Genomic DNA, 24,966 nt, shown 5'->3' with positions numbered 1-24,966 from the left:
CTCGACCCTATTTTCTTTAAACAAAAAAAGAACGCTTGATACCGCAGTCAATGAAAGGGTTTACGAGCACTTTGCGCAAAAAGTCCTCCGCTGTTTTATTCGCTTCAGCGATGGCGACCAGCCTCTGTGCTCCGGTATTGGCGCAGAACACCATGAGCTCCTCAGGATCTGTGCCCAAGGGCTACATCACCCCGATTCCTGCGGAGTTGTTGACTCCTGACCGGGTTGATACGAGCGCTGGCACATTCCGCTTTTTCGACGGCATGCCGGATGCCGACACGGTTGATGCCAGTTTTGATTACCTCAAATTCATTCGCGCCTATGAAACGTTTCTCACGCTGATGCCGGCCGCCAGCATCGAGATGATGCGCGTTGGGCATGCTCAGCAAGGGGTCGACGACTACACAAAGGTCATGTTGATGGCCCCTTTGAATTCCAACCCTCTGTTCCTGACCGGAAACACCGACACGGTGTATGGCTCTGCCTTCTTCAATCTGAAGGACACGGGTCCGATGGTGATCGAAATCCCTGCAGGGCTGGGCCCGGGCACGATCAATGATGCCTACTTCCGGTTTGTGGCTGATACCGGTGCTCCCGGTCCGGATCGGGGCAAAGGCGGCAAGTATCTGATCCTCGGCCCTGACGACGCAGAGCCCTCAAACACCGAAGGATATTTCGTGTTTCGCTCACCCAGTTACTCCAACTGGTTGATCATGCGAGCGTTTCTGGATGATCAAGGCAAGCCTGACCAGGCCATTGCCAACTATGAGAACGGGGTGCGTCTCTATCCCCTCTCAATGAAAGACAATCCTCCGGCAATGACCTTTGTGCAGGGAGGTGATCGCGTTTTCAACACGGTGCATGCCAATAATTATCACTTTTTTGAAGAGTTGAACACCGTGATTCAGCGGGAGCCACTCGATCTGTTTGACCCTGAACTGCTCGGTCTCGCTTCGGCGATCGGTCTGGAGAAAGGCAAACCCTTCAATCCCAGTGCTCGGGACAGGGAGATCCTGGAAGAAGCTGTTCAGGTGGGAGTCGCCTACGTGCGCTCCGATATGGGTAAGCCTCGTAATCGCGACGTCTACTTCTACGACGACAAGCAGTGGTTCAGTCCATTTGCCGGTGGAAGCCATGAATGGCTCGTGGATGGCGGCAGAGGTGGCCGCAATCTTGATGCCAGAAGCAACTTTTTCTGGGGTTACACCGTCAACACGCCGGCCATGGTGTTGAAGATGGTCGGAGCAGGGTCTCAGTACGGCGTTGTGGCCACCGATGCCAACGGTGTCTACCTCGATGGCAGCAAGAACTACAAGTTCACAGTGGATGCCAACGTGCCCGCCAAGGATTTCTGGTCGATGGTGGTCTACGACCCTCAAACGCGCTCCGAGTTGCAGACCGGTCAATTGCTGCCCAGCAAAAACAGCAAGCGCAATCAAGACATGGTGGTGAACGCCAATGGCAGCATCGATCTCTATTTCGGGCCGACTGCACCGCAGGGCAAGGAAGCCAACTGGATCCAGACCGTTCCCGGTAAGGGATGGTTTGGAATTTTCCGCTTCTACGGGCCGCTGGAGCCATGGTTCGACAAGACCTGGCAGCTCAACGACATTCAGCCTCTCGGTTGAGACCTGAACCCATCAACACCACGATTCATTCTCAGCCATGACTGTTTTCACCCGCTTTCCTTCTGTACTTCTTTCCACGTTGTTCCTTGCCTGCAGTGCTTCAGCCTTGCAGGCCGCTGATGTGCGCCCCAAGGGTTACAACACCACCATTCCTGAAGATGTGCTGACACCCGACAGGGTGAAGACCCGGATCGGCACATTCAAGTATTTCGATGGTTTCCCCGATGACGACACCATGGTCAAAGCCCGCCGCCAGGTGGATCTTGGCCGCGGTGTTCAGACCTTCCTGAACTTCATGCCGGCGGCATCACTCGAGATGCTCTACGTGGGGCACCGTGATGGCTACGGCATGCGGGAGAACCTGGATATCGGCTTGTTTGAAGAGCTGATGAATTCCAAATCACTCTGGCTGACCGGCAATACCGACACCGTCTACGCTACTTCCTTCCTGGATCTCTCCAATGGTCCGGTTGTGGTTGAGGTTCCTGCTGGCACGGGCCCCGGTACGGTCAACGATGCCTTTTTCCGCTTTGTGGTGGATATGGGTGGCCCCGGGCCCGACAAAGGTCAGGGAGGTAAATATCTGATCATCGGACCTGGGCAGACTGCTCCCTCCAACACCGATGGCTATTTCGTTGCCAATACACCGAGCAAGATCAACTGGTTGATCCTGCGTGGTTTCCTCGACGATCAGGGCAAAACTGACACGGCTAGAAATGCCTTCAAGGGTGGTTTGAAGGTCTATCCCTACTCACAGCGCGCCAATCCACCAGCCAACAACTTCAAGAACCTCACAGACTGGGAGACCAACACGATTCATGCCAACAACTTCAAGTTCTTCGAGGAACTTGATGAGGTGATTCAACGCGAGCCTTCTGATCTGTTCTCGCCTGAGCTGCTGGGAATGGCATCGTCGATCGGGATTGAGAAAGGCAAGCCCTTCAATCCTTCACCGGAGCAGAAGGCACTGCTGACTGAAGCTGTTGCCATCGGCAACGCCACGGCCCGTTCGATTCTGTTCGGGCCTCAGGATCCCAAGAACTTCATCTACCCCGGCAAGGCGGGTTACTGGCAAACCGGCTTCCCCGGGGGCAGTCATGAGTACCTGGTGAATCAGGGCAATGGTGGTCGTGACATGGATGGCCGCACGTTGTTCTTCTACCTGGCGACGGTGAATACACCGGCCATGGCTCTGGAAATTCCGGGTGTGGGGTCCCAGTACGCCTTCAGTTCAAGGGACGGCAGTGGCGCCTATCTCAATGGTTCCAACACCTACAAACTGAATATTCCGGCAAATCCGCCAGCACAGAAATTCTGGTCATTTGTGGTCTATGACCCGCAGACCCGTTCGATGCTGCAGAGCGGCGACATGCCCTATCCCAGCAAGAACAACAAGCGCAACCCCGATATGGTCAAGAACGCCGATGGCAGCATTGACCTCTATTTCGGCCCGGAAGCACCGGCTGGGATGGAGGCCAACTGGGTGAAGACCGTTCCTGGCAAGGGATGGTTCGGCATTTTCCGTCTCTACGGCCCTGGGCAGGAGTGGTTTGATCGCACCTGGAAACTCGGCGACATCGAAAAGGTCTGAGCTGCTTTCCTGTTCACACTCTGGACTGAATGCTTTCGGGTGAATGCCTATCGCCCGAGGGGATTCAGTCAGAACCCTGTTCTGATTGTTGGATGAAAACGATGAAAACCGTTGATGTTGTGGTGATCGGTGGCGGCTTTGCCGGCGTCACCGCTGCCCGGGATCTGCAGAAGCGTGGATTCAAGGTGCTGGTGCTTGAGGCGCGCGATCGTTTGGGTGGTCGCACCTGGAGCACCGATCGCAATGGATTCCATGTGGAGCTTGGTGGCACTTGGATTCACTGGACTCAGCCCTTTGTGTGGGCCGAAAAGGAACGCTACGGCCTCGAGATTCAGGAAACCCCCGGCTGTGTCGCTGAGCGGGTGGCGATCAAAGTGGATGGGCAGGTTCAGGAGTTGCGTGAGGATCAACTCGTTGAGTTTGTGTCTGGTTTTGAGCAGTTCTTCGCTGAAGCTCAACAGGTGTGGGAGCGCCCCTACGACTCCCATTACAACTGGCCCGCGATTGAGCAACGCGATTCCCTGAGTGTGGCCGATCGTCTCGCTTCCCTGGATCTCACCCCATTGCAGCGCACCAGTATTGGCGGCTTTCTGGAGATTCTGTCGATGAATCAGCCCGAGAACGCCTCCTATCTGGAGATGATGCGTTGCTGGTCGCTCACAGGCTGGAACTATTCACTGTTCAACGACTCTGCAGCCCGCTACAAGCTCAAGCGTGGCACCGGCGCTCTGCTGCAGGCGATGGTCAGTGATGGTGGTTTTGATGTGATGCTCGACACCACTGTGGCGTCTGTTCAGCAGACGGCCGATGGTGTTTCCGTTACGACAGACACTGGTGAGCAGCTGACCGCCAAGCGCGCCGTGGTCACCGTGCCGCTCAATGTGCTTCACAGTGTGGAGTTCGATCCACCGCTGAAGCCAGTGAAAGTGGAGGCCTCCAAGCTCAAGCATGTGGGCGGTGGAGCCAAGGTCTTTTTCGAAGTGGAGGGTGATCCAGGTGCGGTGATGACCCTGTCAAGATCAACCGACTCTGCGCTGATCGGCAGCTTCACCTATCAACGCGGTGAGCAGCGTTCGGTGTTGGCCGGTTTCAGTCTGGAACCAGGCGCACTTGAGAAACCCGTTGAATACTGGCAACCGGTTCTTGAGGAGTTTGTGCCCGGGATTCGGCTGCTTTCCACATTCGGGCACGACTGGGGCGATGACGCTCTCTCCCAGGGGAGTTGGTGCACCTATCGACCAGGCACTTTTGTTCGGTTCGCGGATGAACTACCGAAGCACGACAGCAATCTGTACTTCGCCTCCGGTGACCACGGTGAAGGCTGGCGCGGCTTCATCGAAGGAGCGATTTCCAGCGGGTCCAAGACCGCAGTGGCTGTGGCAGCGAGCCTCAACCACTGAAATCACCAACCATTGCAGGGTTGTTAATGAGTTAACAGCCTTGACCGATCAAAAGCCCTGAACGATCAACAGCCTTGATCAATCGAACAGCCAGCGCAGGCCGAAATTGATGCCGCTCTGCCTGGAGGTGTACCCATTCCCTGATCCACCGGCATAGTCGAGTCCGAAATATTTGTAGGACAGTGATGCTTGGGCAGAGTTGCCCAGGGCATAAGCGATTCCTGCCTGTGCTGTGCCTGTCAGATCACGTTCGCCGGCCAGCCCGAAACCACCGGCATCGAGATAGGCAAAGGCCTGCCAGTCTTCGCTGAGTGCGTAGGTGGCAAGCATGCCGATCAGAGGCTGCACCCAGGTGTTTGCCCATGTTCCACTGGCTGATTTTTCAAATTTCCTGGTCTCTTCCCTGTTGAGGAAGCGTCCGTCTGCGGAAAGTTTGGTTTTTCTTTCCACATCGATCGTTGTGGTCATCCAGCCATCAATGAATCGGGCGCCTACGAAACCCACGAAACTGGCACTGCCTTTTTCCATTTTTGGTTTCTGGATGTCGCCTGCCCGGTAGCGAACAGCCAGGTCGTAGATGAACTGACTGGTCTCGACGGTGGCATCAATTTTGTTCTTTGTATCAACCCTGATCCGATCAGACGAGAAACCAAGTGCGTTACGGACGCGATTGGTTGATTTCCATTTGGCGACGGTTTCTGATTGATAGGCGGCGCCATAGTTGACTCCTGAATAAATACCGAATCGCCCATATTCAGCAGAAGCTTTAAAGGTCAGTCCTGCTCTAGTCGTAGCAAAGACATCCGCCAGGGATGAATTCGCATTAATAGGATCTCCGCCATTGAGTTGAGTAGTTGTGTCGGTTGACAGTGGTGCAAATGCATAGAGGTCAAGATAAAAGCGCCATTCATCTTCCTCATCCTCTTCATCGTCAGCGCTTTCGGAAGCGCTGTCATTTGACTGACCCAGAACCAGGGGTTCCATAGCCATCGAACCCTCAGAATTGCTTTCATCGCTGATGCTCACAGCCGGAAGCTCATCTTCAACTTGATTGGCCGAAGCATCGTCAGCGCTGACTTCGGCTCTGTTGCCGTGTTCAATCAGCTCAGACACACCGGAGTCGTTGATGTGAACTTCTGCAGCTTCATCCTGAGGATGTGCGACGGCCTCGACGCAAAGGACGCTCAGCGGTGTGAGGAATGCGAGAGGCAAATACCGAACCACAGGAAAAATGGAGATTGGGCGAACCGTAGTGGCATGGCCGAAGTCGTGCAGCTCGATCTGATCCCGATCGTGCGGACTTTTTCGGCGCAGCCTTGGCCTTGTTGATGAAAGGGATTAAAGATCGCCTGTTTTTGTTTCAGATTGATGGGATCAATTTTCCGTGCAAGCCTCCGCTTTGTCGAGCTGATGAGCTTCGCGGCCCTTCTGATCCCCTCGACTGCTGAGGCGCGAGATCAATCAGGTTTTCTGGTCGATGAAGCGGTCGACTTTGATTTCACACCACTGGTCTTGAGCGAACTTGAAGTCGCTCAGGCTCAATCAGGTTCTCAGGAGCCCGGCACGGACAACCAACCGGTCACAGTCACTCCCGGTGAATCCCCCGCCCAGGAAGATGCTGACCTGGCCAAGGCGGCACAGAACCCGATCGCCAGTTTGATCAGTCTGCCCATTCAGTGGAACAGCACTCCTAATTCTCAATGGGCACCCAACGTTGCCATTCCCTCAGCGGATCCTGATCAGCCAACGCGTTACACCAATTTCAAGCGCAATCAGACGCAGAACGTTGTCAACATTCAGCCCGTCGTTCCCTTCAAGGTGAGCGAAGGCCTGACCCTGGTGACGCGAACGATTGTTCCTCTCATCTCCCAGCCTTGGGCTCGTGGAACCAACATTCAGGCGCTTGGGGACATCAACCCCTCTGTCTTCTTCGTGCCCACCATGAAGGGGAACTGGACCATAGGCCTTGGTCCGACACTGGTGATCCCTTCTGCGACCGATAACCGGCTTGCTTCCGGTCGCTGGAGTGCAGGGCCTACGGGAGTGATCGTCTACAGCAAAGGCAAGGTTGTGACAGGTGGTCTGATCAATAACGTCTGGTCGTTCGCCGGAGGAGGAAAAAAAGACGTCAACAAGATGTTGATTCAACCATTCCTGAACTACAACTTGCCGAAGGGTTGGTATCTCACCAGTGCGCCGATCATCACCGCAAACTGGATGAATGAAGACAACAAGGGATGGACAGTACCCATCGGTGCGGGCGTAGGACGTGTCTTCACGCTGGGGACACAGCCGATCAACACCTCTCTCAGCGCTTATTACAACGTTGTCAAGCCTGAAATTTCTGGCCAGACCCTGACCGGTGACTGGACATTCAGGCTTCAGGCGCAGTTCCTGTTCCCCACCGGTGGTTGAATCACTGCCGAAGTGAAATTCAGTTGAATCAAGCAACCCATCGAAGCCTTAATGGCTTCAATGGGTTTACTTTTATGTTCAATGTTTTCAAACTGATCACAGTTCGTGATCCTCAACGTCGAAGGCTCTTCTTTTGAATATCCTCTGTTTATTAATCAATTGATATGACTGACCAACGCGATCGGATGATCACGATTCCCGCAGGTGAATACTCGCTCGGATCTGATTCCTTCTATCCGGAGGAAGCGCCTGTGCGCTCTGTTGAAATCAAATCATTTGCGATCGATCAAGCGCCGATCACAAACGCTGAATTCGCTCGTTTTGTCTCTGAGACCGGATATCTCACGGTGTCGGAGAAGCCACCCGATCCTGTTCTGTATCCGAATCTTCCACCCGATCAGCAGAAGCCTGAATCCGCAGTTTTCATTCCGCCTCCGGCATCCGTTGATCGCAATCAACCCATGTCGTGGTGGGCCTTGATTGAAGGCGCTGACTGGAGACATCCTCAGGGGCCGGAGTCCGGCATTGACGATTTGATGGATCACCCTGTGGTTCATCTGGCCTACGAGGATGCGCTTGCCTATGCCCAGTGGATTGGTAAACGCCTGCCGACCGCCGAAGAATGGGAGGTGGCGGCCAGAGGTGGCCTGGTGCAGCAGGACTACTCCTGGGGTGAGGATATGACGCCTGATGGTCAGTGGCTGGCCAATGTCTGGCAAGGCATGTTCCCCTGGTCGAATGAACAGGTCGATGGCTGGTTCTGGACATCTCCGGTGGGAAGCTTCCCCCCGAACGGCTACGGATTGGTTGATATGTGCGGGAATGTGTGGGAGTGGACCTCCACTGTGTTCCCTGTTGCCAAAGGTGAACAGGAACGCCGCATCATCAAGGGTGGATCCTTTCTCTGCGCTGAGAATTACTGCCACCGCTTCAGGCCGGCGGCTTTGATGGGGCAGACCACCGATACGGCAACCTGTCACATGGGGTTCCGTTGTGCAGCCGATTCAGCCTGAGGCATGGCTGGTCTGATCGCGAATCATCAGTGCGCCGAGCACCAGGTGAATGAGGGCACCGGCCCAGACGGCCGCCCCGCCCGATAGCTCCTGGGAGCCAAGAATGATCAGAAACACTGCGGCGCTGCTGTTGTAAACCAGCAGTCCACGTTTTGCTGGTGATGCACAGGGAGATTCCCAGCAGGCCACGCCAAGTCCGATTAGCGCCAGGCCGTAGAGCTGCATGAGTGCTTCAGCGGCTGCAGAGGATGCTGCGTTGAACAGCAAAGGCACCACCACAGACGGAAGCAACAGCAGCGTGATGCCAGTGATCAGTTCAATGGCACTGGAGAGGCGGTAGAGCGTGGAGCGAGTGGTCAAGGCATCAGCCTCAATCAACAATCATTCGGAAAGTTAGACCTGCGCCGACTCATGGACCGGTGAGCTGGTACCGATTGTGCAGTTCTGCGTTGTCAGTGGTTCACCATTCGCTAGATGCAGCTAGCAGAGGGTGTTGTCTCTATCGCTATGTGACTTTTGTGATTCGCGCCTCCTTAGAGGTTCCTCCAACCGGCTGTGTCCGTTGAGTTGAAGGCGAGTCATTCATTGACTTGTTCGCCTGTTCACTTCTTCATTCGCGTTATCAGCATGCTTGATCAAGTCAACGTGTCCAAACTGATCCGCCATCTCGCTGTGGGTAGTGGATTGCTGTTGCTCTCTGGCCTTTCCACCTCCTGTACGGATCAAAAGCAGGCCTTAAGCGGAAGCCTGGATCGCACCAATTTGCCGATTGCCGAGCCAAAGCCTGAAAAGGTCACCAAGGCTCTCCCTTCAGAGGTTCCATTGCCTCCGCAGTGGGAGGTGACGGCACCTGCCGATGCCCCCAATGTGGTGATCATCCTTCTCGATGATGTGGGCTTTGCATCACCCTCCGCCTTTGGTGGTGCGGTGAACATGCCGACGGCGGAAAAGCTGGCTGATAATGGACTGCGCTACAACAAATTCCACACCACAGCCCTCTGTGCGCCGACCAGGGCGGCTTTGAAATCCGGCCGCAATCACCACAAGGTGAATATGGGCTCGATCCCAGAGATCGCAACCGGTTACGCGGGAAATTCCACCGTGGTGCCGGACTATGCCCAGCCGGTTGCAGAGATTCTGAGGCTCAATGGCTACAACACGGCGGCCTTCGGCAAGTGGCATGAAACGCCGGGTCGGGAGACCACGGCAGCCGGCCCTCAGACCCGTTGGCCAACACGGCAGGGATTCGAGAAGTTCTACGGCTTTGTTGGCGCGGAAGACAACATGTGGGATCCAACGATCCACGATGGTGTCACCGTTGTGGATGCACCGAAGAAAGAGGGGTATCACTTCACTGCAGACATGACCGATCAGGCGATCGGTTGGATGCGGCAGCAGAAAGCGATCAAACCTGACAAACCGTTCTTTATCTATTACTCATCTGCCGGTTCCCACTCCCCTCACCATGTGAGCAAGGAATGGATTGCTAAATACAAAGGCAAGTTCGACGAAGGCTGGGATGTTCTGCGAGAGCGGAATCTTCAGAATCAGATCAAGGCCGGCGTGGTTCCTGAAGGCACTCAGATGGCTGAGGCGCCAGACAGTATTCCGAAATGGGACAGCCTTACGCCACAACAGCGAAAGATCTATGCACGTCAGGCCGAGGTTTTTGCTGCCTTCACCGAGTATTCAGATTATGAGGCTGGCCGTTTGGTTCAGGCGATCGACGATCTTGGCGAGCTTGATAACACGCTGGTGATCTATATCACTGGTGATAATGGTGCAAGTCCCGAAGGGGATCGAACTGGTCAGTGGAATTGGAATCACTACCTCAATGGCGTTCAAGAAACGCCTGACGAACAGGAGGCCAAGCTTGAGGAGTGGGGAGGGCCTACCACTTATCCCATGTATCACATGGGCTGGGCGATCGCCTTCAATTCACCCTTTGCTCTCTCCAAGCAAGTGGCCGGTGATTTCGGCGGAACACGTAACGGCACGGTGATTCATTGGCCGAAACGCATCAAGCAAGGTGGCGGTCTACGCACACAGTTCTCGCATGTGAATGATGTGGCTCCAACCATTCTTGAGGCGGCCAATCTGCCGATGCCCAAGACAATCAATGGCGTTCCCCAGATTCCCATGCAGGGGACCAGTCTGATCTATACCTTTGACAATCCAGATGCCAAAGAAAAGCACAATACCCAGTATTTTGAGATTATCGGCAACCGTGGCATCTACCACAACGGCTGGATGGCGCGGACAACAGTGATGTATCCCTGGATGGCGCCGGAAAGAATGAATCCGGTTGCAGACGACTCTGGTTGGGAGCTGTATGACACCACCAAGGATTTCAGCCTCTCGAATGATCTTGCCGATCAGGAGCCGGAACGTCTTGTGGCCATGAAGAAGAAGTTCATGGAGGAGGCCGTTGAAAATCAGGTGTTACCGCTGGATGATCGTCTTCTCGAGCGTCTTGTCCCTTCTGTTGCCGGTCGCCCCACATTGTTAGGTGATCGGACATCGATGGATTTGTATCCCTATTCCTGGAATATGGTCGAGGATTCGATCCTCAACGTGAAGAACACGTCCAGCAGCATCACGGCTCAGTTGGATGTGAAACCTGGTGAGAAAGAGAACGGAGTGATCTTCTCCCAGGGCGGTCGTTTTGGTGGCTGGTCTCTCTACGTGGAGAACAATGTGCCTGCTTACACCTACAATTATATGGGTAAGTTGTACACCTTCACCAGTAACCAGCCATTGCCAGTCGGCCAATCACAACTTCGTTTTGAGATTGATTACGACGGTGGCGGTCCAGGCAAAGGTGCCGATGTGCGGATGAAGATCAACGATCAGGTGGTTGCCGTTGGTCGCATTGATCAGACCGTTGCTTCACGATTCTCGATTGATGAAGGTGCTGATGTTGGTCTTGACCGTGGCTCGGCGGTTACGGTCAAGACCATTGGCCCGCGTCGTTACAGCGCCTATGGCGGACAGATTGACAAGGTCACCCTTGAGATCTACCCCAAGGAGACTGATGCCAAGCAGGGCTGATTGATCTGAGTTGCTCACTGTTGGATGGTGATGTTGCTCTTCAAAGCGGCATCACCATTTTTTTGTGGGCTTCTGAACGGATTAATGCGGTTGATTGCGTTGGTAGGTTTTCAATCGATGGCTGATCCAGCCAGGACCCACCAGACCGAGAATGATGATCGTGAGTGTTGTGGTGAGACGACTGGAGAGTGCTCTTGCTTCCTCCAGTCCGTTGAACACAAAAGCGATGGAGACCAAAACTCCGAAGACACCGGTGAATGTTCCGCTGAGTGACTTGAGCAGGTCGCCGATCGAGCGGCCTTCCACAGCATCGGGATCGATGCCGATGTGGCGCCCCGCCAGAACACCTGTGATTCCCAGAATCACCACCAGAGCCAGTCGTTCCCAGGGTGAATAGGCGGCTGCAGTTTGGCCGGCCAGTTGCATCTGCTTCACCATCGCGGATGCTGTTCCCAGGTAACTTCCAGAGCAGAGCCCGATGCTTCCCCACCACTGCGCTGGTGTTTTGAGACGATTGCGCAATCGGCTCAGCAGAATCAGGAAGATGCAGCTGATCGTGACGTCCGCGAGCAGCGGTAAGTGCATATTGATGGCGTAACCAAGCCCAGCTCCCAGCAGCAAGGAAGCCATATCGGACCCCTTGCGAGGGTTCTGTTTCAGCAGCTGCCTCGGATCTGATGGGTTCTCCATTGACTCGGTTTAGCTCTCTCCTGTGATTGCATTCAGGGATGGATTGGCCTGGCGCCATTTCATAAACGGAGCAGACCCGATCGCCGTCACGACCACATAGCCAACCACGGCGGCTTTGAGGTCGATCGCATCAGGAGCCATGCCTTCAATGATGAGCAGTGCAAGGCCTGGATTGCGCATGGACAGCACCAGCGGCAGAGTGCTGCGTTCCTCGCTGTCATCGCCGGCGACGACGAATCCAAGCCCCAGGCCGATCCAGGTGAGGATGAACATCACCAGCGCACCCCTGAGATTGGCCATCAGCATCGGCGTCACCTTCGGCAGGGCCACGATCAGGATCAGGGCCAGCAGCACAAGAAGCAGGATGCTCGCGCCTTTCTGAATGACCGGATTCCAGCGTTCAGCCCACTCCGTACACCAACGCCGCAACGACACGCCGACCAGCAGCGGAATCAGCTGCACGGTGAAGACCTGATAGGCAACGTCTTTGGCGGCAACGCTCCAGATGGTTTCCCCGGCTTCCACCGGTAGCTGACTGACCCACAGCGGCACGCTGATGATGGCGGCAGTGGCTGACCAGAACTGCAGTCTGGTTGCCAGTTCAGGGTTTTGCGCCAGTTTTCTGCTCTTCAGAGCAATCATTGGAGCGCTGGGACAGATTGCCATCAGCATCACTGCAGTGGCAATGGAGGCAGGAAGGCTCTGGCCGATCGGAGTTCGCAGCAACAGCAGTGCGGCAAGCGGCATGGCGACGCAGGTCGCCAGCAAAACGCGAACAACAAGTGCCGGTCTGTGTCGTAGCACCCCAAACTCGAGGTCGGGCAGATTGAGGCCCAGCGACACCATGATGAAAAACAGGGCCAGTGAAATCAGGAGTGACATCGGAACATGAAAAAATTCGGTGGTGAGCTGACAATGGAGTGGGGCTCAGATGAATCCGGCCAGCAACAGCACAAAGGCCATCACTCCGATCAGCAGCACAGCTGATGCGGCCGCAATCGAAAGCGATGGCTCTTCGCGGTAGAGATAGGGGTCGTTACGGAGCCTGATCAGTTCGCGTTTGTGCTGACGCATGGCGATCAGCAGCGTGAAGATCCCGATGCCGATGAATCCCATCGACATCAGTTGCAGACCCATGTCGTTACTGGAGTCGGCGTCGCCGCCAGCGACCCGGATGGCGCTGATGATTTTGTCGAGACCGAATCCGAAACTGATCAAGGCAAGGGCCGTTCGGATCCAGGCCAGGGTTGTGCGTTCCGCTGCAGCTCGATTACGCGTTTTGGCCAGTTCCGTATTGGGATTGCTCATCCGAAGTGGAAGGCCTGATCACTGCTAACAGGGTAGAAATCGCTGCTGATTTAGTCACCCCTGAAAGCTCCCGATCGTGCTCAATTGCAGTGTCTGGAAGTTCGAAGCCTGGCCATTCTCTAAGCCTCCATTCACAATCATCGGATCTCTGCATTCGAGGATTGATGGAATGGGCTGAACATCTGCTGACACATTCAGCAAACGGATTGCGCTTGATTCTTGAGTGCCTTTCGGTGCTCTCTGTTGCGGTTGGCCTGGTTGCGGTATTCAGTCGCGGTGGGCCGCTGCGCCTGCGGGCGATTCCACCGCATCTCATGCAGCGGGGACCACTGACCGCAGCACGCCTGACCTTCGGTGGATGGGTGGCTCTGGCTCTGGAGTTTCAGCTTGGCGCCGATGTGGTACAGACCACCATCAGCCGTGAAGCATCGGCATTGATTCAGCTGGGTGCAGTGGCACTGGTGCGTACATTTCTGAATTACTTTTTGAGCCTGGAGCTCAAAGAAAAAGAGCAGACTCCGTGATGAAGTCTGCTCCCTGCCGTTGTTGATCGTTTGAGCGATCGTGGCTGGCTGTCTCAGTCGGTGTAGTCCACGTTCATCTGGTGGATTGTGCCATTGAACTTGAACGGAGCACGCTCCCGATAGTCCATGGACACTGCCGATCCAAGTGACTGACCGACATCAAGACAATCGTTGGCTGTGAACAGCAACGCAGCCACTCTGGGAACAATGCCCTCGATCACCTGTGTGCCATCGAGGGATATTTTGATCGAAATGGCACCCCTTGGATTGTCGTCGGTGTGCTGGGTGATCACCTCCAGCTTGTGACGTCCGGTTGGCAGCGGCTGGCTGGAGCGCAGCTTGGTGCGTTCAATGATGAACAGGTTGTACTCATAGACGAGTACACCATTGTCCATATACAGGGTGAGTCCACCTGAATTCGCACCGAATTCGTAGAGCACACCACTGGCATTGTCTGGAATGTCAAGGTCGAGGACAACCTTGTTGTTCAGGCAGCCAAGTCGTGGAGCGCAGGGCTCTGGAATTCTGGTGATCGTGCCGGGAAGCTCCCAGGATTTGGCATCGGGAGCCACCTTCAGTTCCGGGTGGAAGATGATGGTCCAGAGACCACCGCCGATCGGCAGGTTCTTGTATTTGGCCGATTCCACCAGGAACAGATTCTTGAGAGCCTGCAGCTTCTCGGGATGCTGATCCGCGATGTTGTTGGCCTGGCTCCAGTCCTCCTCGAGGTTGTACAGCTCCCACTCATCAGTGTTGGGCGACCAGGTGAGGATGTCGGGGTCGACGCCTTTCACCCAGGGAAGGCGAGGTCCAACGGCGCCTGCCATCCAACCTTCGTGGTAGATGGATCGCGATCCAAAGATGTCGAAGAACTGGGTCTTCAGTTCACCCGGTGCATCTGGTGCATTGAAGGCGTAGGCAAAGCTGGTGCCGTGAATCGGATCCTGCTCCACACCATTGACGACTTTGGGTGGAGTGATTCCAACCAGTTCGTAGATCGTTGGCACCAGATCACAGACATGGTGGAACTGGGCACGGGGCTTGGGATCCGGCTTGATGCCCTTGGGCCACTTGACCATCATGGGATTGCGGGTGCCACCGAAGTAAGACCCCATCAATTTCATGCCTTGATAAGGGGTGCTTCCGGCCCAGGCCCAGCCTGCGTGGTACATGTTGTCGACCAGCTCGGAGCCAAGGGCATCGAGTCCACCCAGGTCGTCGAGCACTTTGATGTGCTCATCGATCTCCGTGGCGATGGAGTTCTGAGCAAGCAGCTCGGAGATGGTGCCATCCTGGCCTTCGCCTGAGGAGCCATTGTCTCCCCAGATGTAGACAACCAGGGTGTTTTCCTCATATCCGAGTCGTTCAATCTCGGCGAGGATGCGACCAACCTGATGATCGGTGTGCTCGGCAAAGCCAGCCAGCACTTCCATCAAACGCGACTGGAAGGGCTTCTGGTGATCGGGGATGGAGTCCCAACTTGCCAGGCGGGGATGACGTGGCGTGAGCTGGGCATTTTCGGGAATCCAGCCCTTGGCCTTGGCATTTTTAAAGGCCTTTTCGCGGTAGGCGTCCCAGCCAGCATCGAACTTGCCCTTGTACTTATCAGCCCACTCCTTGTTCACATGGTGAGGACCATGCAGGGCGCCGGATGCCCAGTACATGTAGAAGGGCGTGTCGGGGCGGAGTGCCTTGTGGGTCTGCAGCCAGTTGATGGCGTCATCCGCCAGATCTTCGCTGACGTGGTACTCCTTGCCTTCCTGTTTCGGAGGCAGCACGACTGTGGTGTTGCGCACCAGATGCGGCTCGTACTGGGAGCACTCGCCGGCGAGGAAGCCGTAGAAGTATTCAAAGCCGAGTCCGGTCGGCCAGTTCTCGAAAGGACCTGCAGCCGTGGTTTCGGTTGAAGGGGTGTTGTGCCATTTGCCCCATGCACCGGTGGCGTAGCCGTAGTTGCGCAACACGTCGGCCTGCAGGGCGCAGCTTTCAGGAATCCGACCTGAGTATCCGTCCCAGTCGTTGGCCAATTCACAGATCTGGCCATTGCCCACAAAGGTGTGGTTGCGACCGCAGAGCAGCGAAGAACGTGTCGGAGAACACATCGCTGTGGTGTGGAAGCGATTGAAGCCGACGCCGCCGTCTTTGACCGCCTGAAGTGTGGGCGTATGGATTTCACCGCCGAGGCACTCCGGCATCGCCGGACCGGCGTCATCAAGGAGCACCACCAGAATGTTGGGTGCGTCCTCCGGCAGGTATTTGGGATCAGGTAGCGGACTGTACGTCGAATCCTGCATCGTCGTACCAGCCTTGCTTCCCGAGGGCTTGGCGGGGAAGGGCAGAATCGAACCGTCGACTCTTTGACTCGTTGTCATAAACGTGAGGGGTTTGGTGGTAGGACCAACCCTTCGTTAATAGCCAGTCTCTCTGTCAGCGCACTTGATCTGGATTGAAGATGCGCACAAAAGGGATCTGGAACAATTGCTACTAGCTGGCTGACTTCAACCAGGTCTCACTAGGACTCTCCTCGAAGACCTGCTGATAAGCCTTGGCAAAATGACCTCGACTTTGGAAGCCGTAGTACTGAGCAATTTCGGAAATTGTTCTGAAATTTTTTTCCAATCTTGCTTCCGGTGTTCTGAGAATCCAATTCACCTGCTCAAGCCGCACCCTCTTCATCATCTCCATGGGTCCCATGTTGAATGATTCTTTGGCTCCCTGGATCAATGTGCGCCTTGAGGCAAACAGAGATTCACTGATTTGATCGAGACTGAAGTCCTGATCAGCATTTTTGAATCCCCAATCCACAAATTCTCTGATCAATTTTTGCCTGGGAGAGGGTGAAAATGTTAAATATTTGGATTCTGATTTATCGGTAATAGCGGTCAAAAATGTAGTGTATAAATGATTAATTGTTTGCCTGCGTTGTTGAGGTGTATGGGGTTGGTATTCCAGCAAGTATTGAAATTTTTGGCGGATGTCTGCGTGCAGTGAGGGATTGATTTGCAGGGCATTATTGTTTTCGAGCTTTTCTATAATATATTCTGAATCGCAATGGCTTAAAAATGCATTGAAGCGTCTTGTTGACAAGATCGCCAGAAATGTTGTGGTGTTCGCTGAGAGTTGAAAATGAGATTCAATTTGCCCCTGACGAAAGCCGTTGAGGGAGAATGGTGCGATTGGGATATTAAACAATCGACATTCATCAGCTCTGCCTGATGCTTCGAGGCAGAAACTCATGCAGTCGGGCCCCCTCTCTCCATTCAGCAGCAAGTGCTGGTTGGTCTGCAGCTCAAGCAGCACAATGTTGCCGAGATTGGCGACTTTGAAGTTCCCTCGCAAGCGCCCGTGGCTGAGCTGAACCGCATCGAAGGACTTGCCGATCAGACTGAAGAGATGTTTGAGTTCAGTGGCGGACTCAAAAACCGCGTTGATACATTGCTGCGACTCACCAGCCACTGACAGCTGGGGGCTTATTCCAGATCTGGCAATGGAAGTGGTCACAGGTCGTCAAGATCGACGACCACCATATGTGTTTTTCTTTCGGCTAGCCTAAATAATTAATCGCGTGCAGGAGACCAATGCAGCGCTGCGTCGATCGGCAAATTGCCGGTGGATGTATTACTCCTTTCACTCTGGTTTCGGCTTTGGCGATAACCAGGCCCAGGCCAGACAGGCTGTTGTGCGGACTGCAGCTCGGTCTGGGTGGTTTGGCGCTGCAGCCGTTCGCCTGGGTTCAGTCCCTGTTGTGGGGCCGGGCTCTGAGCCGACTGGAGTTGCCCGATGACCCGGTCATTGTGATCGGTCACTGGAGAAGCGGCACGACCTATCTGCACCAGTTGATGAGCGCGGATCCTGGCGCAGCCACGGCCAGAAACGTTCTCACAGTGGCTCCCCAGGCGGCTCTTGTGCTGAAGCCGCTGATCGGGCGCGTTCTTGGCCCTGTGATGACCGCAACACGTCCAATTGATGCGGTGCCGTGGAGTGCCTGCGACCCACAGGAAGACGAAATCGGTCTGGCTCGCCTCACGGTTGATTCCCACATGGCAGGAGTGGCTTTTCCGCAGGACTATCTCAGACATTTTCATCGCTGCACGCTGTCAACCACGCGCCATTTTCAACAACAGCTGCTCCACTTCACCCGGATCACCTGGGCCCACGACGGAGAAGGGAAGCGCCACCTGTTGATCAAGAATCCGGCCCATTCAGCACGGGTTCCCTTACTGCTGGATCTGTTCCCTCGGGCGCGTTTTGTCTTGATGAAACGCGAGCCTGCCGATGCAGTGCGCTCGCTGACACTGGTGAAGCAGAAACTGGCGGATCTGGTTGGGTTGCAGCCGGCTCCTGATCAGTACCGGCAGGTGGAGGAAACGGCGATGGCGCACCGCTTGCTGCTGGAAGCCTTCGAATCAGCGCGCCCAATGATTCCTGCAGGTCAGCTTGTGGAGGTGGAGTTTGATGATTTGATCAGCTCACCCTTGGCCGCGGTTGAAAGGATCTATCGGGAACTTTCCATTGATGGTTGGAACCAGGCGCGTGACGCCATCAAAGCCAGGGCTGAACGGGCGCGAACCTACAGCCCTGACAAGGTGATGCTGGAGACTCAGGCCGAAAGGCGTCTGCAGGAGCTTTTGCCCCCTGCAGACGCCTCTACTGCTGATCAGAACTACTGACCAAACGCCACCTGACAGGCAGCATTGAGCAGCTGGGCTTCGTTGCTGCTGCCTGGTGTGCCTCCATTGAGGGTTCCCTGCCGGCAATCGGCATAGAACCTCGCGGTGGAACCGCCGTCGTCGGCTTCGAAGGTTACCGTGTCACCGGTGGCGGTGACGCTGGGGTAGTAGAGCGAGTACTCCGAATCGGGCACTACGATGTAACTGACCTCGTTGCTCTGGGCAGTGTTGACCAGGCTGTTGATCACACCGAAGGTTGCCAGGCTTGCAACGCCCCAGGCTGCTGCCCTACCGGGATACCAACCCCAGTTGTTCCAGTAGGAGCCACCGTACCAACCGCTGTTCCAGGGGCGGTTGTTGTACCAGTTGTTGCCGCTGTACCAGCCGCGGCCGTAACGATCCCAGTTGTTGATCGCCTTACGCCGATTGTCTGCGCGGGTGTTGAAGCGATCGTTGCGATTGTTCTGGCGGTTGGAGCTGTTGTTGCGCACCTGGTTCTGACGGTTGCTCCTGTTGCCCTGGCGGTTGCTCTGGCGGTTGGCCGTATTGGTGCGTGCCTGCCCCTGACGCGAGGAGCGGGTGCTTTGCCTGCTGCCCTGGCGATTGCTGCGCGTGCTCGAACGATTACTGCGTGTGCTCGCGCGATTGCTCGAACGGCTACCCGAGCGACTGCCGCTGTAGTTGCTGAAGCCGGTGCGCCCTCCGCTTCTCGAGCTGCTGCGAGAGCCGCGTGAACTGCTTCTGGAGCTGCTGCGAGAGCCACGGGAACTGCTTCTGCTTCTGGAGCTGCCGCGTGATCCGCCACCGCCACCGCCGCGGCGTTGGGCCAGCTGAATCTCCTCGCTGGAGCCGGTGGTGGCTGCTGATTCGGTGCCGATGGCTGCAAGGCCTGCCGCCGGCTGCAGCGTCAGAACCAGGCCCAGTAATCCGGCGAGACGACGGCTGGGTGCTTGGCGAGTATGGATTGTCATTTTCTGATGGCCTCCTTGAGTCGAGTACAGCCGTTGTCGAAACACGCCACATCCACACGGCCATTGGCAGCGAAAACCATTCCAGCCTTGGTGCGACCCTGCATGGCATCACCGCTGCCAACCAGAACGTCGGCGAGGTAAGTGGGGTTTTTCACGCAGAAGGCTTCGCTGTTGAAACAGAGCTCCTCTTTCTGGAAATCGATGGTGGCGTTCTTCACCGAGACCCACGGTTTCGTCTCGCTGGCACGACCTTCAATGCGTACATAGGGATCGTCGATCACGCGATAGCTGACGATATTTGAGCCAAATGTGTGGACGTATTCAGTGGTGTCGTCGACATTGGATGCCACGACTTTGCAGGAGTGGGTTTTCCCTCCGCTGCGACAGGTGGTATCCAGGGTGTAGAGCTCCTGGGCCACCGCTGCGGATGCGCTGAGGCTGCCGAGCAAGACCGTGAGGCCCGTCAGCACCCTGCAGCGAAACAAGCTGTGCATGGGTGTAGGGGGTCGCGGAGGATTGCACTCCTCCATTGCGTCACCATGACCATGAATCGATCAACAGACCGTGGTTCTGCCTGATCGGGATCAGTTCGGCTTGCAGGAGTTACCTTGACGCTGTTAACCGTCCTTTGATTGTGCTCCGCTCCGTTGTTGTTGCGTTGCTGTTGTCGCTGGCTGCAACCTCTCCCGCCCGGGGTCTTGAGGATTGCAGCCTGATTCAACGACTGATGAACACACTCGGTGCCTCCATGGCTCGCAATCGGATGTTGATCGCGGCTTCGCAACAGACCGGAGACAACAAGGCTCATGCTGAGCAAGCCAGTGAACTGCTCGCGCGGCAGACCCGTAACTACCGCGACCTGAGGGAAGACTTTGAACGCAACCGGTGTGGACGTGGCTGGGAATGATGCACAGGCTGAGCGCCGGCAAAGACTGCATGAGCTGTTGCTTGCGCTGATCGCGCGCCAGGAGGATCTGGCGCTGATGGATGCCGATGCTCCCTCCGGATTCACCAGCTCCGGTGCTGTTGAGGGCGCATCGGAAGCGGCGCGCTGGTTGGAACGCAACCGACGGGTGCTGCAGCACTATCAATCACTGGTGCGCACCGCTGTGGCACTGGATGCCCTGCTGGACGCAGAACAGGTTCTGCCCTCCAGGGAGTTCTGAGCCGATTTAGTCGGGTGACGGGCACAGACGGTTGAGGTCTGGCAGGCTGGGTCGAATTTCCGCCTCTCCATGGCCCCGCTTGGACTGACTGCTTTGCGTTCGCTGTTGCGTCGCAGTCCCCGTCCTGAAGCCTGGAGTGTGCCGCAAGCCAGCTGGAGCAGGCCGTTCGGACTGGATTGGGATAACCCCTATACGGTTCGTTATGCCAGCAATCTTGATGACGGCCCCAACCACGGCATGCCGTTGGGTGGCTTCGGGTCTGGATGTATCGGCCGTGCTCCCGATGGCGCGTTCAATCTCTGGCACCTCGATGGTGGTGAGCACTGGTTCGGTGTGCTGCCTGACTGTCAGTTCGCCCTGTTCGAGAGCAATGGCAGCAACAAGCGTGCCCATGCCCTGGCGGTGAAGCCGGATGCCGATGCCTCCAGGCCAGAGGCATCCGAGCCAGGGGCAACCGAGCCACTGCAGGCCTGGGACTGGTATCCCGCCAGCACGCGGGAGCGCAGAACGGGAACCTACGCCGCTCGTTATCCGCTCAGCTGGACCCACTATGAGGGTGTCTATGACGCCGATGTGCGTTGTGAGGCTTTCAGCCCGATTCTTCCCGGCGACTACCAGCGCACGAGCTACCCGGTGGCGGTGTTCGTGTGGACCTTGCGCAATCCCACCAAAAAGCCGCTCGATCTCTCGCTGCTGTTGAGCTGGCGCAACAGCTGCGGCTGGTTCACCAACACCGATGCCTCCGCAGAGGTGCATTTTCGCGATGACGGCAGCCCGGAGCACAACTACGCCCCGGCGATCGGCCGCACCGAGGGTCAGTGCAACCGTTATGTGGATGACGGCGAGCTTCGGGGCGTGCTGCTTGAGGGCAACGTCTCCGCTCCGATTGCCGAGGGTGAGGGGCAGTGGTGCATTGCCACCCGCGAACAGCCTGGCGTGAGCATTCAGCGTTGCAGCCGCTGGAATCCTGCGGGCGACGGCAGTGAGCTGTGGAACAGCTTCAGCGCTGACGGCTCGATTGCCAACAGCAACAATGACCGTCACAGCAGCGCTGATGACCCGCTCAGTGCTGCACTGGCGGTGCGCTGTCAGTTGGCTCCTGGGGAGTGCATCGAGATCCCTGTGGTGATCAGCTGGGATTTGCCGATGACGGCCTTTGCCACCGGCACGCAAGCTCTGCGTCGTTACACCGATTTCTTTGGCGCTGCTGGCAACCAGGCCGCGGCGATTGCGGCCGAAGCACTGCGCGACTGGAAACAGTGGAGAGAGCAGATCGACGCCTGGCAGCAGCCGGTGTTGCAGCGCAGTGAACTGCCGGAGCCGTTGCGCATGGCACTGTTCAATGAGCTCTACGACCTCTGCAGCGGCGGTAGTCTCTGGAGTGCGGCATCAGCGGAGGATCCCCACGGTCGCTTCGGCGTGCTCGAGTGCCTCGACTACGCCTGGTACGAAAGCCTCGATGTGCGCCTGTATGGCTCCTTTGCCCTGCTGCAGCTGTGGCCTGAGCTGGATAAATCGGTTCTGCGCAGTTTTGCCCGTGCGATCCCTGCGGCGGATGCCACCCAAAGGCCGATCGGCTGGTATTTCACCCAGGGCAAGGGCCGTGTGGAAGCCGATCGCAAGGTGAAGGGCGCAACGCCGCATGATCTGGGTGCGCCCAATGAGCAGCCCTGGGATGCCACTAACTACACCGCTTATCAGGACTGCAACCTCTGGAAAGATCTCGGCAGTGATTTCGTGCTTCAGGTGTGGCGCACCTACCAGCTGGCCCCCAGCGGCGAAGACCTGGGTTTTCTGGCTGAGTGCTGGCCCGCGGCTGTTGAGGCGCTGCGCTACCTGAAAACCTTTGATGTGAATAACGATGGTTTGCCCGACAACGGCGGAGCGCCGGATCAGACCTTCGATGACTGGCCCTTGAAGGGTGTGAGCGCCTACTGCGGTGCGCTCTGGATCGCAGCGCTGGAGGCCGCGCTGGCCATTGCTCAGACGCTGCAGCTCAAAACCGGATTGGACACGGCCGCTGAGCAGCATCAGTTCGGCGCCTGGCTGGAGCAATCGCGCGGCAATTTCGACAAGCTGCTCTGGAACGGCGAGTTTTATGACATCGATGCCGAGAGCGGCACGCCGGTGGTGATGGCCGATCAGCTCTGTGGTGATTTCTATGCCCGCCTGCTCGGTCTGGAGCCTGTGGTGAGTGAGGCCAACAGCCGCAGCACGCTCAAGGCGGTGAAGGAAGCCTGTTTTGACAGGTTTGAGGAGGGCACGCTGGGTGTGGCTAATGGCTTGCGCCGCGATGGCACTCCACTGGATCCCAACGGCACCCATCCGCTGGAGGTGTGGACCGGCATCAATTTCGGCATCGCCAGCTATTTCCAGCTGATGGGCGAATCGCAAACAGCGCAGGCGATTTGTTCAGCGGTTGTGAATCAGGTGTATTCAGGCGGGCTGCAGTTCCGCACGCCGGAAGCGATCACGGCAGTGAACACCTTCCGTGCCTGCCACTACCTGCGCGCCATGGCGATCTGGGGGCTGTGGGCAACGCATACCAACTGGCAGGTGATTCCTGGAGCCCAGCGGGGGTGAAGCCATGCTCCGGCCACTTTGGTCGTGTACGCTTTTGCGTACATATTGATCATTGGGTCTGAAGTGGCTTCGATTTCCGTGACTGAAGCGCGTAGGCGTTTGTTTGCATTGGTGGATGAAGTAGGTGAATCCCACTCTCCAGTGGAGATTCACGGCAAGCGTGGTAACGCCGTGTTGGTGGCGGAAGAAGATTGGAAGGCGATTCAAGAAACGCTTTATCTCACATCAATTCCTGGTATGCGGGAGTCAATCCTTGAAGGGATGGCAGCACCAGAATCTGCGCTTAGTGAGACCCCTGGCTGGTGAGCTGGCGCGTGTTGTTTACCCGCCAGGCTCAGCGGGATGCCCGCAGGCTCGCTAGCGCCTCTCCTGCGTTGAAGGCCAAAGCTGAGCGTTTGCTTGCCTTGCTCCACAGCGATCCTTTTCAGAAGCCTCCTCCCTACGAAGCCTTGGTTGGAGATCTCAAGGGTGCCTATTCCCGCCGAATCAATATTCAGCACCGGCTTGTATATCAGGTGCTGGAAGATGAGCAACTTGTGAAGGTGTTGAGGCTTTGGAGTCACTACGCGTGATTGAAATCAATGGAATGAATCAGTGCAGAGGAGGCAAGCAATGACAACGCAGATCGCCTTCCAATCGTCGCTGCCGCGGGCGGGTTCGACCCTGTTCAGCAACATCGTGGGCCAAAACCCGGCCTTTCATGTGACGCCGACATCGGGTTTGCTGGATCTTCTCTATGTGGCTCGCGGTCAGTTCAGCCGCGGTGAGGAGTTCAGGCTCAGGGGCGAGAGGAAATGGAGCGGGCCTTCATCGGTTTCTGCCGTGGTGGTCTCGAGGGCTATGCCACTGCTCTGACAGACAAGCCCTGGCTTCTGGATAAGAGCCGCGGCTGGGGCGTGCATTACGGCTTTCTGAATGCTTTTTATACCAACCCCAAAATCATCTGCATGCTGCGTGATCCCGTTGACATTCTCTGTTCGATGGAACGTAACTTTCGCAAGGCCGGCTTGCGCGATCCGGGCATGGTGAATCACAGCGAAATGTTGAACACCAGCCTGGAGAAACGCCTTGATCACTGGGTGGTGTCGCCGCCGGTGGGTCTGGCGATGGAACGCTTGCAGGAGATCCTGCGCCAGGGCATTGATCAGCAGATGTTGTTCATTCACTATGAGGATCTCTGCGCCAATCCTCGTTTGCAGCTGGAGCGTTTTTACTCCTATATCGGTCTCCCCTATTTTGTTGGCCACGATTTCAACCATGTGGAGCAGATCACTGTTGAAGATGATGAGGTGTATGGGGTGTTTGGTGACCATCAGATCCGCGGCAAAGTGGAGCCTCAGACCAGCCAGGCCATCGAGATCTTTGGGCCGGGGTTGTGTGATTGGATTCGGCAGCGCTATGGCTGGTTTTATGAAAAGTTTGGTTTGGGGAGATGAAGGTGAGTTGACGTTGAAAACGAGAAGACGACCATAGGCTTGAATATGTCTACGAAACAATCAAACTACTGGTAAATTGCTTTGATTCAATACCAGGTTGGATAGATAGTCTTAGATATTAAGTGAGTATTGAAATCTGAGGTGCAATGGATTTTTCTGCTCACAAGGATCGCTTGGAGCTCATGGACTCGAGTTGTTGATAAACGTCCAGGTCAATGTCGAATCCCATGGCAAGCATGACCCGCAGACGCACAAGATACCTTTCTTCTTTGCTCAGTAAGCCGTTGCGATAGCGCTTCTGAATTGTGCGGCCGCGCCGGATGTGGGTCATCGGTACGCAATCTGCAGCAGCGAACCTCCAAGCGTTTAGATGTTCCCCACAGGTCGTCAGCACAAAACGATCGATGCCATAACCACTGCCCTTGCCGCGATTGAATGGCATGACCAGATCCCATAAGTCTCGTCGCATGAACGGGGCCATCATTTCAACGAACGGCACTCGATGCATCGAAAGGCATGG

The 24,966-nt window shown here is 56.1% G+C and carries 25 protein-coding genes; 15 read left to right on the top strand and 10 right to left on the bottom strand.

Annotated elements, in window-relative coordinates:
• Nucleotides 1–110: 110 nt before the first annotated feature.
• From SIB83_RS03180 to SIB83_RS03170, 3 genes are all read left to right on the top strand, one after another.
• Complete coding sequence (locus SIB83_RS03180) at nt 111–1,628, top strand: DUF1254 domain-containing protein (RefSeq protein ID WP_413746768.1); 1,518 nt, start codon at nt 111–113, stop codon at nt 1,626–1,628.
• A 37-nt stretch (nt 1,629–1,665) separates the two neighbouring features.
• The gene (locus SIB83_RS03175; RefSeq protein WP_413746767.1) at nt 1,666–3,219 is read left to right on the top strand and encodes a DUF1254 domain-containing protein; all 1,554 of its coding nucleotides are present in this window, start codon (nt 1,666–1,668) and stop codon (nt 3,217–3,219) included.
• Between the two features lie 101 nt (nt 3,220–3,320).
• Entirely contained in the window at nt 3,321–4,619 is a 1,299-nt protein-coding gene (locus SIB83_RS03170; RefSeq protein WP_413746766.1) for a flavin monoamine oxidase family protein, read from the top strand.
• Between the two features lie 78 nt (nt 4,620–4,697).
• Here the strand turns inward: SIB83_RS03170 and SIB83_RS03165 are convergent, their stop codons facing one another.
• The gene (locus tag SIB83_RS03165) at nt 4,698–5,831 is read right to left on the bottom strand and encodes a hypothetical protein (protein ID WP_413746765.1); all 1,134 of its coding nucleotides are present in this window, start codon (nt 5,829–5,831) and stop codon (nt 4,698–4,700) included.
• Nucleotides 5,832–6,029: 198 nt separating this feature from the next.
• On the opposite strand from SIB83_RS03165, the gene SIB83_RS03160 reads away from it, so the two are divergent.
• Together SIB83_RS03160 and SIB83_RS03155 are read left to right on the top strand one after the other, a co-directional pair.
• Entirely contained in the window at nt 6,030–7,034 is a 1,005-nt protein-coding gene (locus SIB83_RS03160) for a neuromedin U (protein ID WP_413746764.1), read from the top strand.
• Nucleotides 7,035–7,198: 164 nt separating this feature from the next.
• Nucleotides 7,199–8,047, top strand: a complete 849-nt coding sequence (locus SIB83_RS03155) for a formylglycine-generating enzyme family protein (RefSeq protein WP_413746763.1) — start codon at nt 7,199–7,201, stop codon at nt 8,045–8,047.
• On the opposite strand, the gene SIB83_RS03150 is transcribed toward SIB83_RS03155, so the two are convergent.
• On the bottom strand, nt 8,039–8,407 hold the full coding sequence (locus SIB83_RS03150) for a hypothetical protein (protein WP_413746762.1): 369 nt from the start codon (nt 8,405–8,407) through the stop codon (nt 8,039–8,041). The genes SIB83_RS03155 and SIB83_RS03150 overlap by 9 nt on opposite strands.
• 285 nt (nt 8,408–8,692) lie before the next feature.
• On the opposite strand from SIB83_RS03150, the gene SIB83_RS03145 reads away from it, so the two are divergent.
• Nucleotides 8,693–11,098, top strand: a complete 2,406-nt coding sequence (locus tag SIB83_RS03145) for an arylsulfatase (protein ID WP_413403599.1) — start codon at nt 8,693–8,695, stop codon at nt 11,096–11,098.
• 81 nt (nt 11,099–11,179) lie between these two features.
• Here SIB83_RS03145 and SIB83_RS03140 read toward each other — a convergent pair whose 3' ends face one another.
• The 3 genes from SIB83_RS03140 to SIB83_RS03130 form a co-directional block, all read right to left on the bottom strand.
• Complete coding sequence (locus SIB83_RS03140) at nt 11,180–11,728, bottom strand: hypothetical protein (protein ID WP_413746761.1); 549 nt, start codon at nt 11,726–11,728, stop codon at nt 11,180–11,182.
• 69 nt (nt 11,729–11,797) lie between these two features.
• Nucleotides 11,798–12,670: a bile acid:sodium symporter family protein gene (locus SIB83_RS03135; protein WP_413746760.1), complete on the bottom strand. Its 873-nt coding sequence runs from the start codon at nt 12,668–12,670 to the stop codon at nt 11,798–11,800.
• Nucleotides 12,671–12,715: 45 nt separating this feature from the next.
• Nucleotides 12,716–13,096, bottom strand: coding sequence for a YidH family protein (locus SIB83_RS03130; RefSeq protein ID WP_413746759.1), 381 nt, complete (start codon nt 13,094–13,096; stop codon nt 12,716–12,718).
• A gap of 164 nt (nt 13,097–13,260) precedes the next feature.
• On the opposite strand from SIB83_RS03130, the gene SIB83_RS03125 reads away from it, so the two are divergent.
• Complete coding sequence (locus SIB83_RS03125) at nt 13,261–13,620, top strand: DUF1622 domain-containing protein (RefSeq protein ID WP_413403595.1); 360 nt, start codon at nt 13,261–13,263, stop codon at nt 13,618–13,620.
• Between the two features lie 53 nt (nt 13,621–13,673).
• Here the strand turns inward: SIB83_RS03125 and SIB83_RS03120 are convergent, their stop codons facing one another.
• A complete protein-coding gene (locus SIB83_RS03120; RefSeq protein ID WP_413746758.1) occupies nt 13,674–15,992 on the bottom strand; it encodes an arylsulfatase in 2,319 nt (772 codons plus the stop codon).
• Between the two features lie 112 nt (nt 15,993–16,104).
• Nucleotides 16,105–17,121 (bottom strand): helix-turn-helix transcriptional regulator, encoded by a 1,017-nt coding sequence (locus SIB83_RS03115; protein ID WP_413746757.1) that lies wholly within the window; start codon nt 17,119–17,121, stop codon nt 16,105–16,107.
• Between the two features lie 77 nt (nt 17,122–17,198).
• Here SIB83_RS03115 and SIB83_RS03110 point away from each other — a divergent pair, with 77 nt between their 5' ends.
• The gene (locus tag SIB83_RS03110) at nt 17,199–18,290 is read left to right on the top strand and encodes a sulfotransferase family protein (RefSeq protein ID WP_413746756.1); all 1,092 of its coding nucleotides are present in this window, start codon (nt 17,199–17,201) and stop codon (nt 18,288–18,290) included.
• Here the strand turns inward: SIB83_RS03110 and SIB83_RS03105 are convergent.
• Nucleotides 18,284–19,261: a hypothetical protein gene (locus tag SIB83_RS03105; protein WP_413746755.1), complete on the bottom strand. Its 978-nt coding sequence runs from the start codon at nt 19,259–19,261 to the stop codon at nt 18,284–18,286. The genes SIB83_RS03110 and SIB83_RS03105 overlap by 7 nt on opposite strands.
• Complete coding sequence (locus tag SIB83_RS03100; protein ID WP_413403590.1) at nt 19,258–19,755, bottom strand: hypothetical protein; 498 nt, start codon at nt 19,753–19,755, stop codon at nt 19,258–19,260. The genes SIB83_RS03105 and SIB83_RS03100 overlap by 4 nt, the downstream gene beginning before the upstream one ends.
• 140 nt (nt 19,756–19,895) lie before the next feature.
• Between SIB83_RS03100 and SIB83_RS03095 the strand changes: the two genes are divergently transcribed.
• The 7 genes from SIB83_RS03095 to SIB83_RS03065 all read left to right on the top strand — a co-directional run bounded on the left by SIB83_RS03095 (nt 19,896) and on the right by SIB83_RS03065 (nt 24,446).
• Nucleotides 19,896–20,168, top strand: a complete 273-nt coding sequence (locus SIB83_RS03095) for a hypothetical protein (protein WP_413747271.1) — start codon at nt 19,896–19,898, stop codon at nt 20,166–20,168.
• Complete coding sequence (locus SIB83_RS03090) at nt 20,155–20,427, top strand: hypothetical protein (RefSeq protein WP_413746754.1); 273 nt, start codon at nt 20,155–20,157, stop codon at nt 20,425–20,427. The genes SIB83_RS03095 and SIB83_RS03090 overlap by 14 nt, the downstream gene beginning before the upstream one ends.
• A gap of 69 nt (nt 20,428–20,496) precedes the next feature.
• Nucleotides 20,497–23,010 carry a GH116 family glycosyl hydrolase gene (locus tag SIB83_RS03085; RefSeq protein ID WP_413746753.1) on the top strand — a complete coding sequence of 838 codons (2,514 nt, stop codon included), beginning with the start codon at nt 20,497–20,499 and terminating at the stop codon, nt 23,008–23,010.
• A 63-nt stretch (nt 23,011–23,073) separates the two neighbouring features.
• Nucleotides 23,074–23,316 (top strand): type II toxin-antitoxin system Phd/YefM family antitoxin, encoded by a 243-nt coding sequence (locus SIB83_RS03080; protein ID WP_413406529.1) that lies wholly within the window; start codon nt 23,074–23,076, stop codon nt 23,314–23,316.
• The gene (locus SIB83_RS03075; RefSeq protein ID WP_413403586.1) at nt 23,313–23,582 is read left to right on the top strand and encodes a Txe/YoeB family addiction module toxin; all 270 of its coding nucleotides are present in this window, start codon (nt 23,313–23,315) and stop codon (nt 23,580–23,582) included. The genes SIB83_RS03080 and SIB83_RS03075 overlap by 4 nt, the downstream gene beginning before the upstream one ends.
• A 40-nt stretch (nt 23,583–23,622) precedes the next feature.
• Nucleotides 23,623–23,865, top strand: coding sequence for a hypothetical protein (locus SIB83_RS03070; RefSeq protein ID WP_413746752.1), 243 nt, complete (start codon nt 23,623–23,625; stop codon nt 23,863–23,865).
• Nucleotides 23,805–24,446, top strand: a complete 642-nt coding sequence (locus SIB83_RS03065) for a sulfotransferase family protein (protein WP_413746751.1) — start codon at nt 23,805–23,807, stop codon at nt 24,444–24,446. The genes SIB83_RS03070 and SIB83_RS03065 overlap by 61 nt, the downstream gene beginning before the upstream one ends.
• 160 nt (nt 24,447–24,606) lie before the next feature.
• Here the strand turns inward: SIB83_RS03065 and SIB83_RS03060 are convergent, their stop codons facing one another.
• Nucleotides 24,607–24,888 (bottom strand): hypothetical protein, encoded by a 282-nt coding sequence (locus SIB83_RS03060; protein ID WP_413746750.1) that lies wholly within the window; start codon nt 24,886–24,888, stop codon nt 24,607–24,609.
• Nucleotides 24,889–24,966: the final 78 nt, after the last annotated feature.

Source organism: Synechococcus sp. MIT S9507, assembly GCF_047304715.1.
Taxonomy (GTDB): Bacteria; Cyanobacteriota; Cyanobacteriia; order PCC-6307; family Cyanobiaceae; genus Synechococcus_C.
Note: the sequence above shows the minus strand (reverse complement) of the source record. Positions and strands in the feature narration are given on the sequence as shown.

Bases quoted from the DNA above. Each gene is read 5' to 3' on its own strand.
- SIB83_RS03180 (WP_413746768.1), top strand. From the start codon at position 111: ATGGCGACCAGCCTCTGTGCTCCGGTATTGGCGCAGAACACCATGAGC.
- SIB83_RS03175 (WP_413746767.1), top strand. From the start codon at position 1,666: ATGACTGTTTTCACCCGCTTTCCTTCTGTACTTCTTTCCACGTTGTTC.
- SIB83_RS03170 (WP_413746766.1), top strand. From the start codon at position 3,321: ATGAAAACCGTTGATGTTGTGGTGATCGGTGGCGGCTTTGCCGGCGTC.
- SIB83_RS03160 (WP_413746764.1), top strand. From the start codon at position 6,030: ATGAGCTTCGCGGCCCTTCTGATCCCCTCGACTGCTGAGGCGCGAGAT.
- SIB83_RS03155 (WP_413746763.1), top strand. From the start codon at position 7,199: ATGACTGACCAACGCGATCGGATGATCACGATTCCCGCAGGTGAATAC.
- SIB83_RS03140 (WP_413746761.1), bottom strand. From the start codon at position 11,728: ATGGCTTCCTTGCTGCTGGGAGCTGGGCTTGGTTACGCCATCAATATG.
- SIB83_RS03135 (WP_413746760.1), bottom strand. From the start codon at position 12,670: ATGTCACTCCTGATTTCACTGGCCCTGTTTTTCATCATGGTGTCGCTG.
- SIB83_RS03130 (WP_413746759.1), bottom strand. From the start codon at position 13,096: ATGAGCAATCCCAATACGGAACTGGCCAAAACGCGTAATCGAGCTGCA.
- SIB83_RS03125 (WP_413403595.1), top strand. From the start codon at position 13,261: ATGGAATGGGCTGAACATCTGCTGACACATTCAGCAAACGGATTGCGC.
- SIB83_RS03120 (WP_413746758.1), bottom strand. From the start codon at position 15,992: ATGACAACGAGTCAAAGAGTCGACGGTTCGATTCTGCCCTTCCCCGCC.
- SIB83_RS03110 (WP_413746756.1), top strand. From the start codon at position 17,199: ATGCAGCGCTGCGTCGATCGGCAAATTGCCGGTGGATGTATTACTCCT.
- SIB83_RS03105 (WP_413746755.1), bottom strand. From the start codon at position 19,261: ATGACAATCCATACTCGCCAAGCACCCAGCCGTCGTCTCGCCGGATTA.
- SIB83_RS03100 (WP_413403590.1), bottom strand. From the start codon at position 19,755: ATGCACAGCTTGTTTCGCTGCAGGGTGCTGACGGGCCTCACGGTCTTG.
- SIB83_RS03085 (WP_413746753.1), top strand. From the start codon at position 20,497: ATGGCCCCGCTTGGACTGACTGCTTTGCGTTCGCTGTTGCGTCGCAGT.
- SIB83_RS03070 (WP_413746752.1), top strand. From the start codon at position 23,623: ATGACAACGCAGATCGCCTTCCAATCGTCGCTGCCGCGGGCGGGTTCG.
- SIB83_RS03065 (WP_413746751.1), top strand. From the start codon at position 23,805: ATGGAGCGGGCCTTCATCGGTTTCTGCCGTGGTGGTCTCGAGGGCTAT.
- SIB83_RS03060 (WP_413746750.1), bottom strand. From the start codon at position 24,888: ATGCCATTCAATCGCGGCAAGGGCAGTGGTTATGGCATCGATCGTTTT.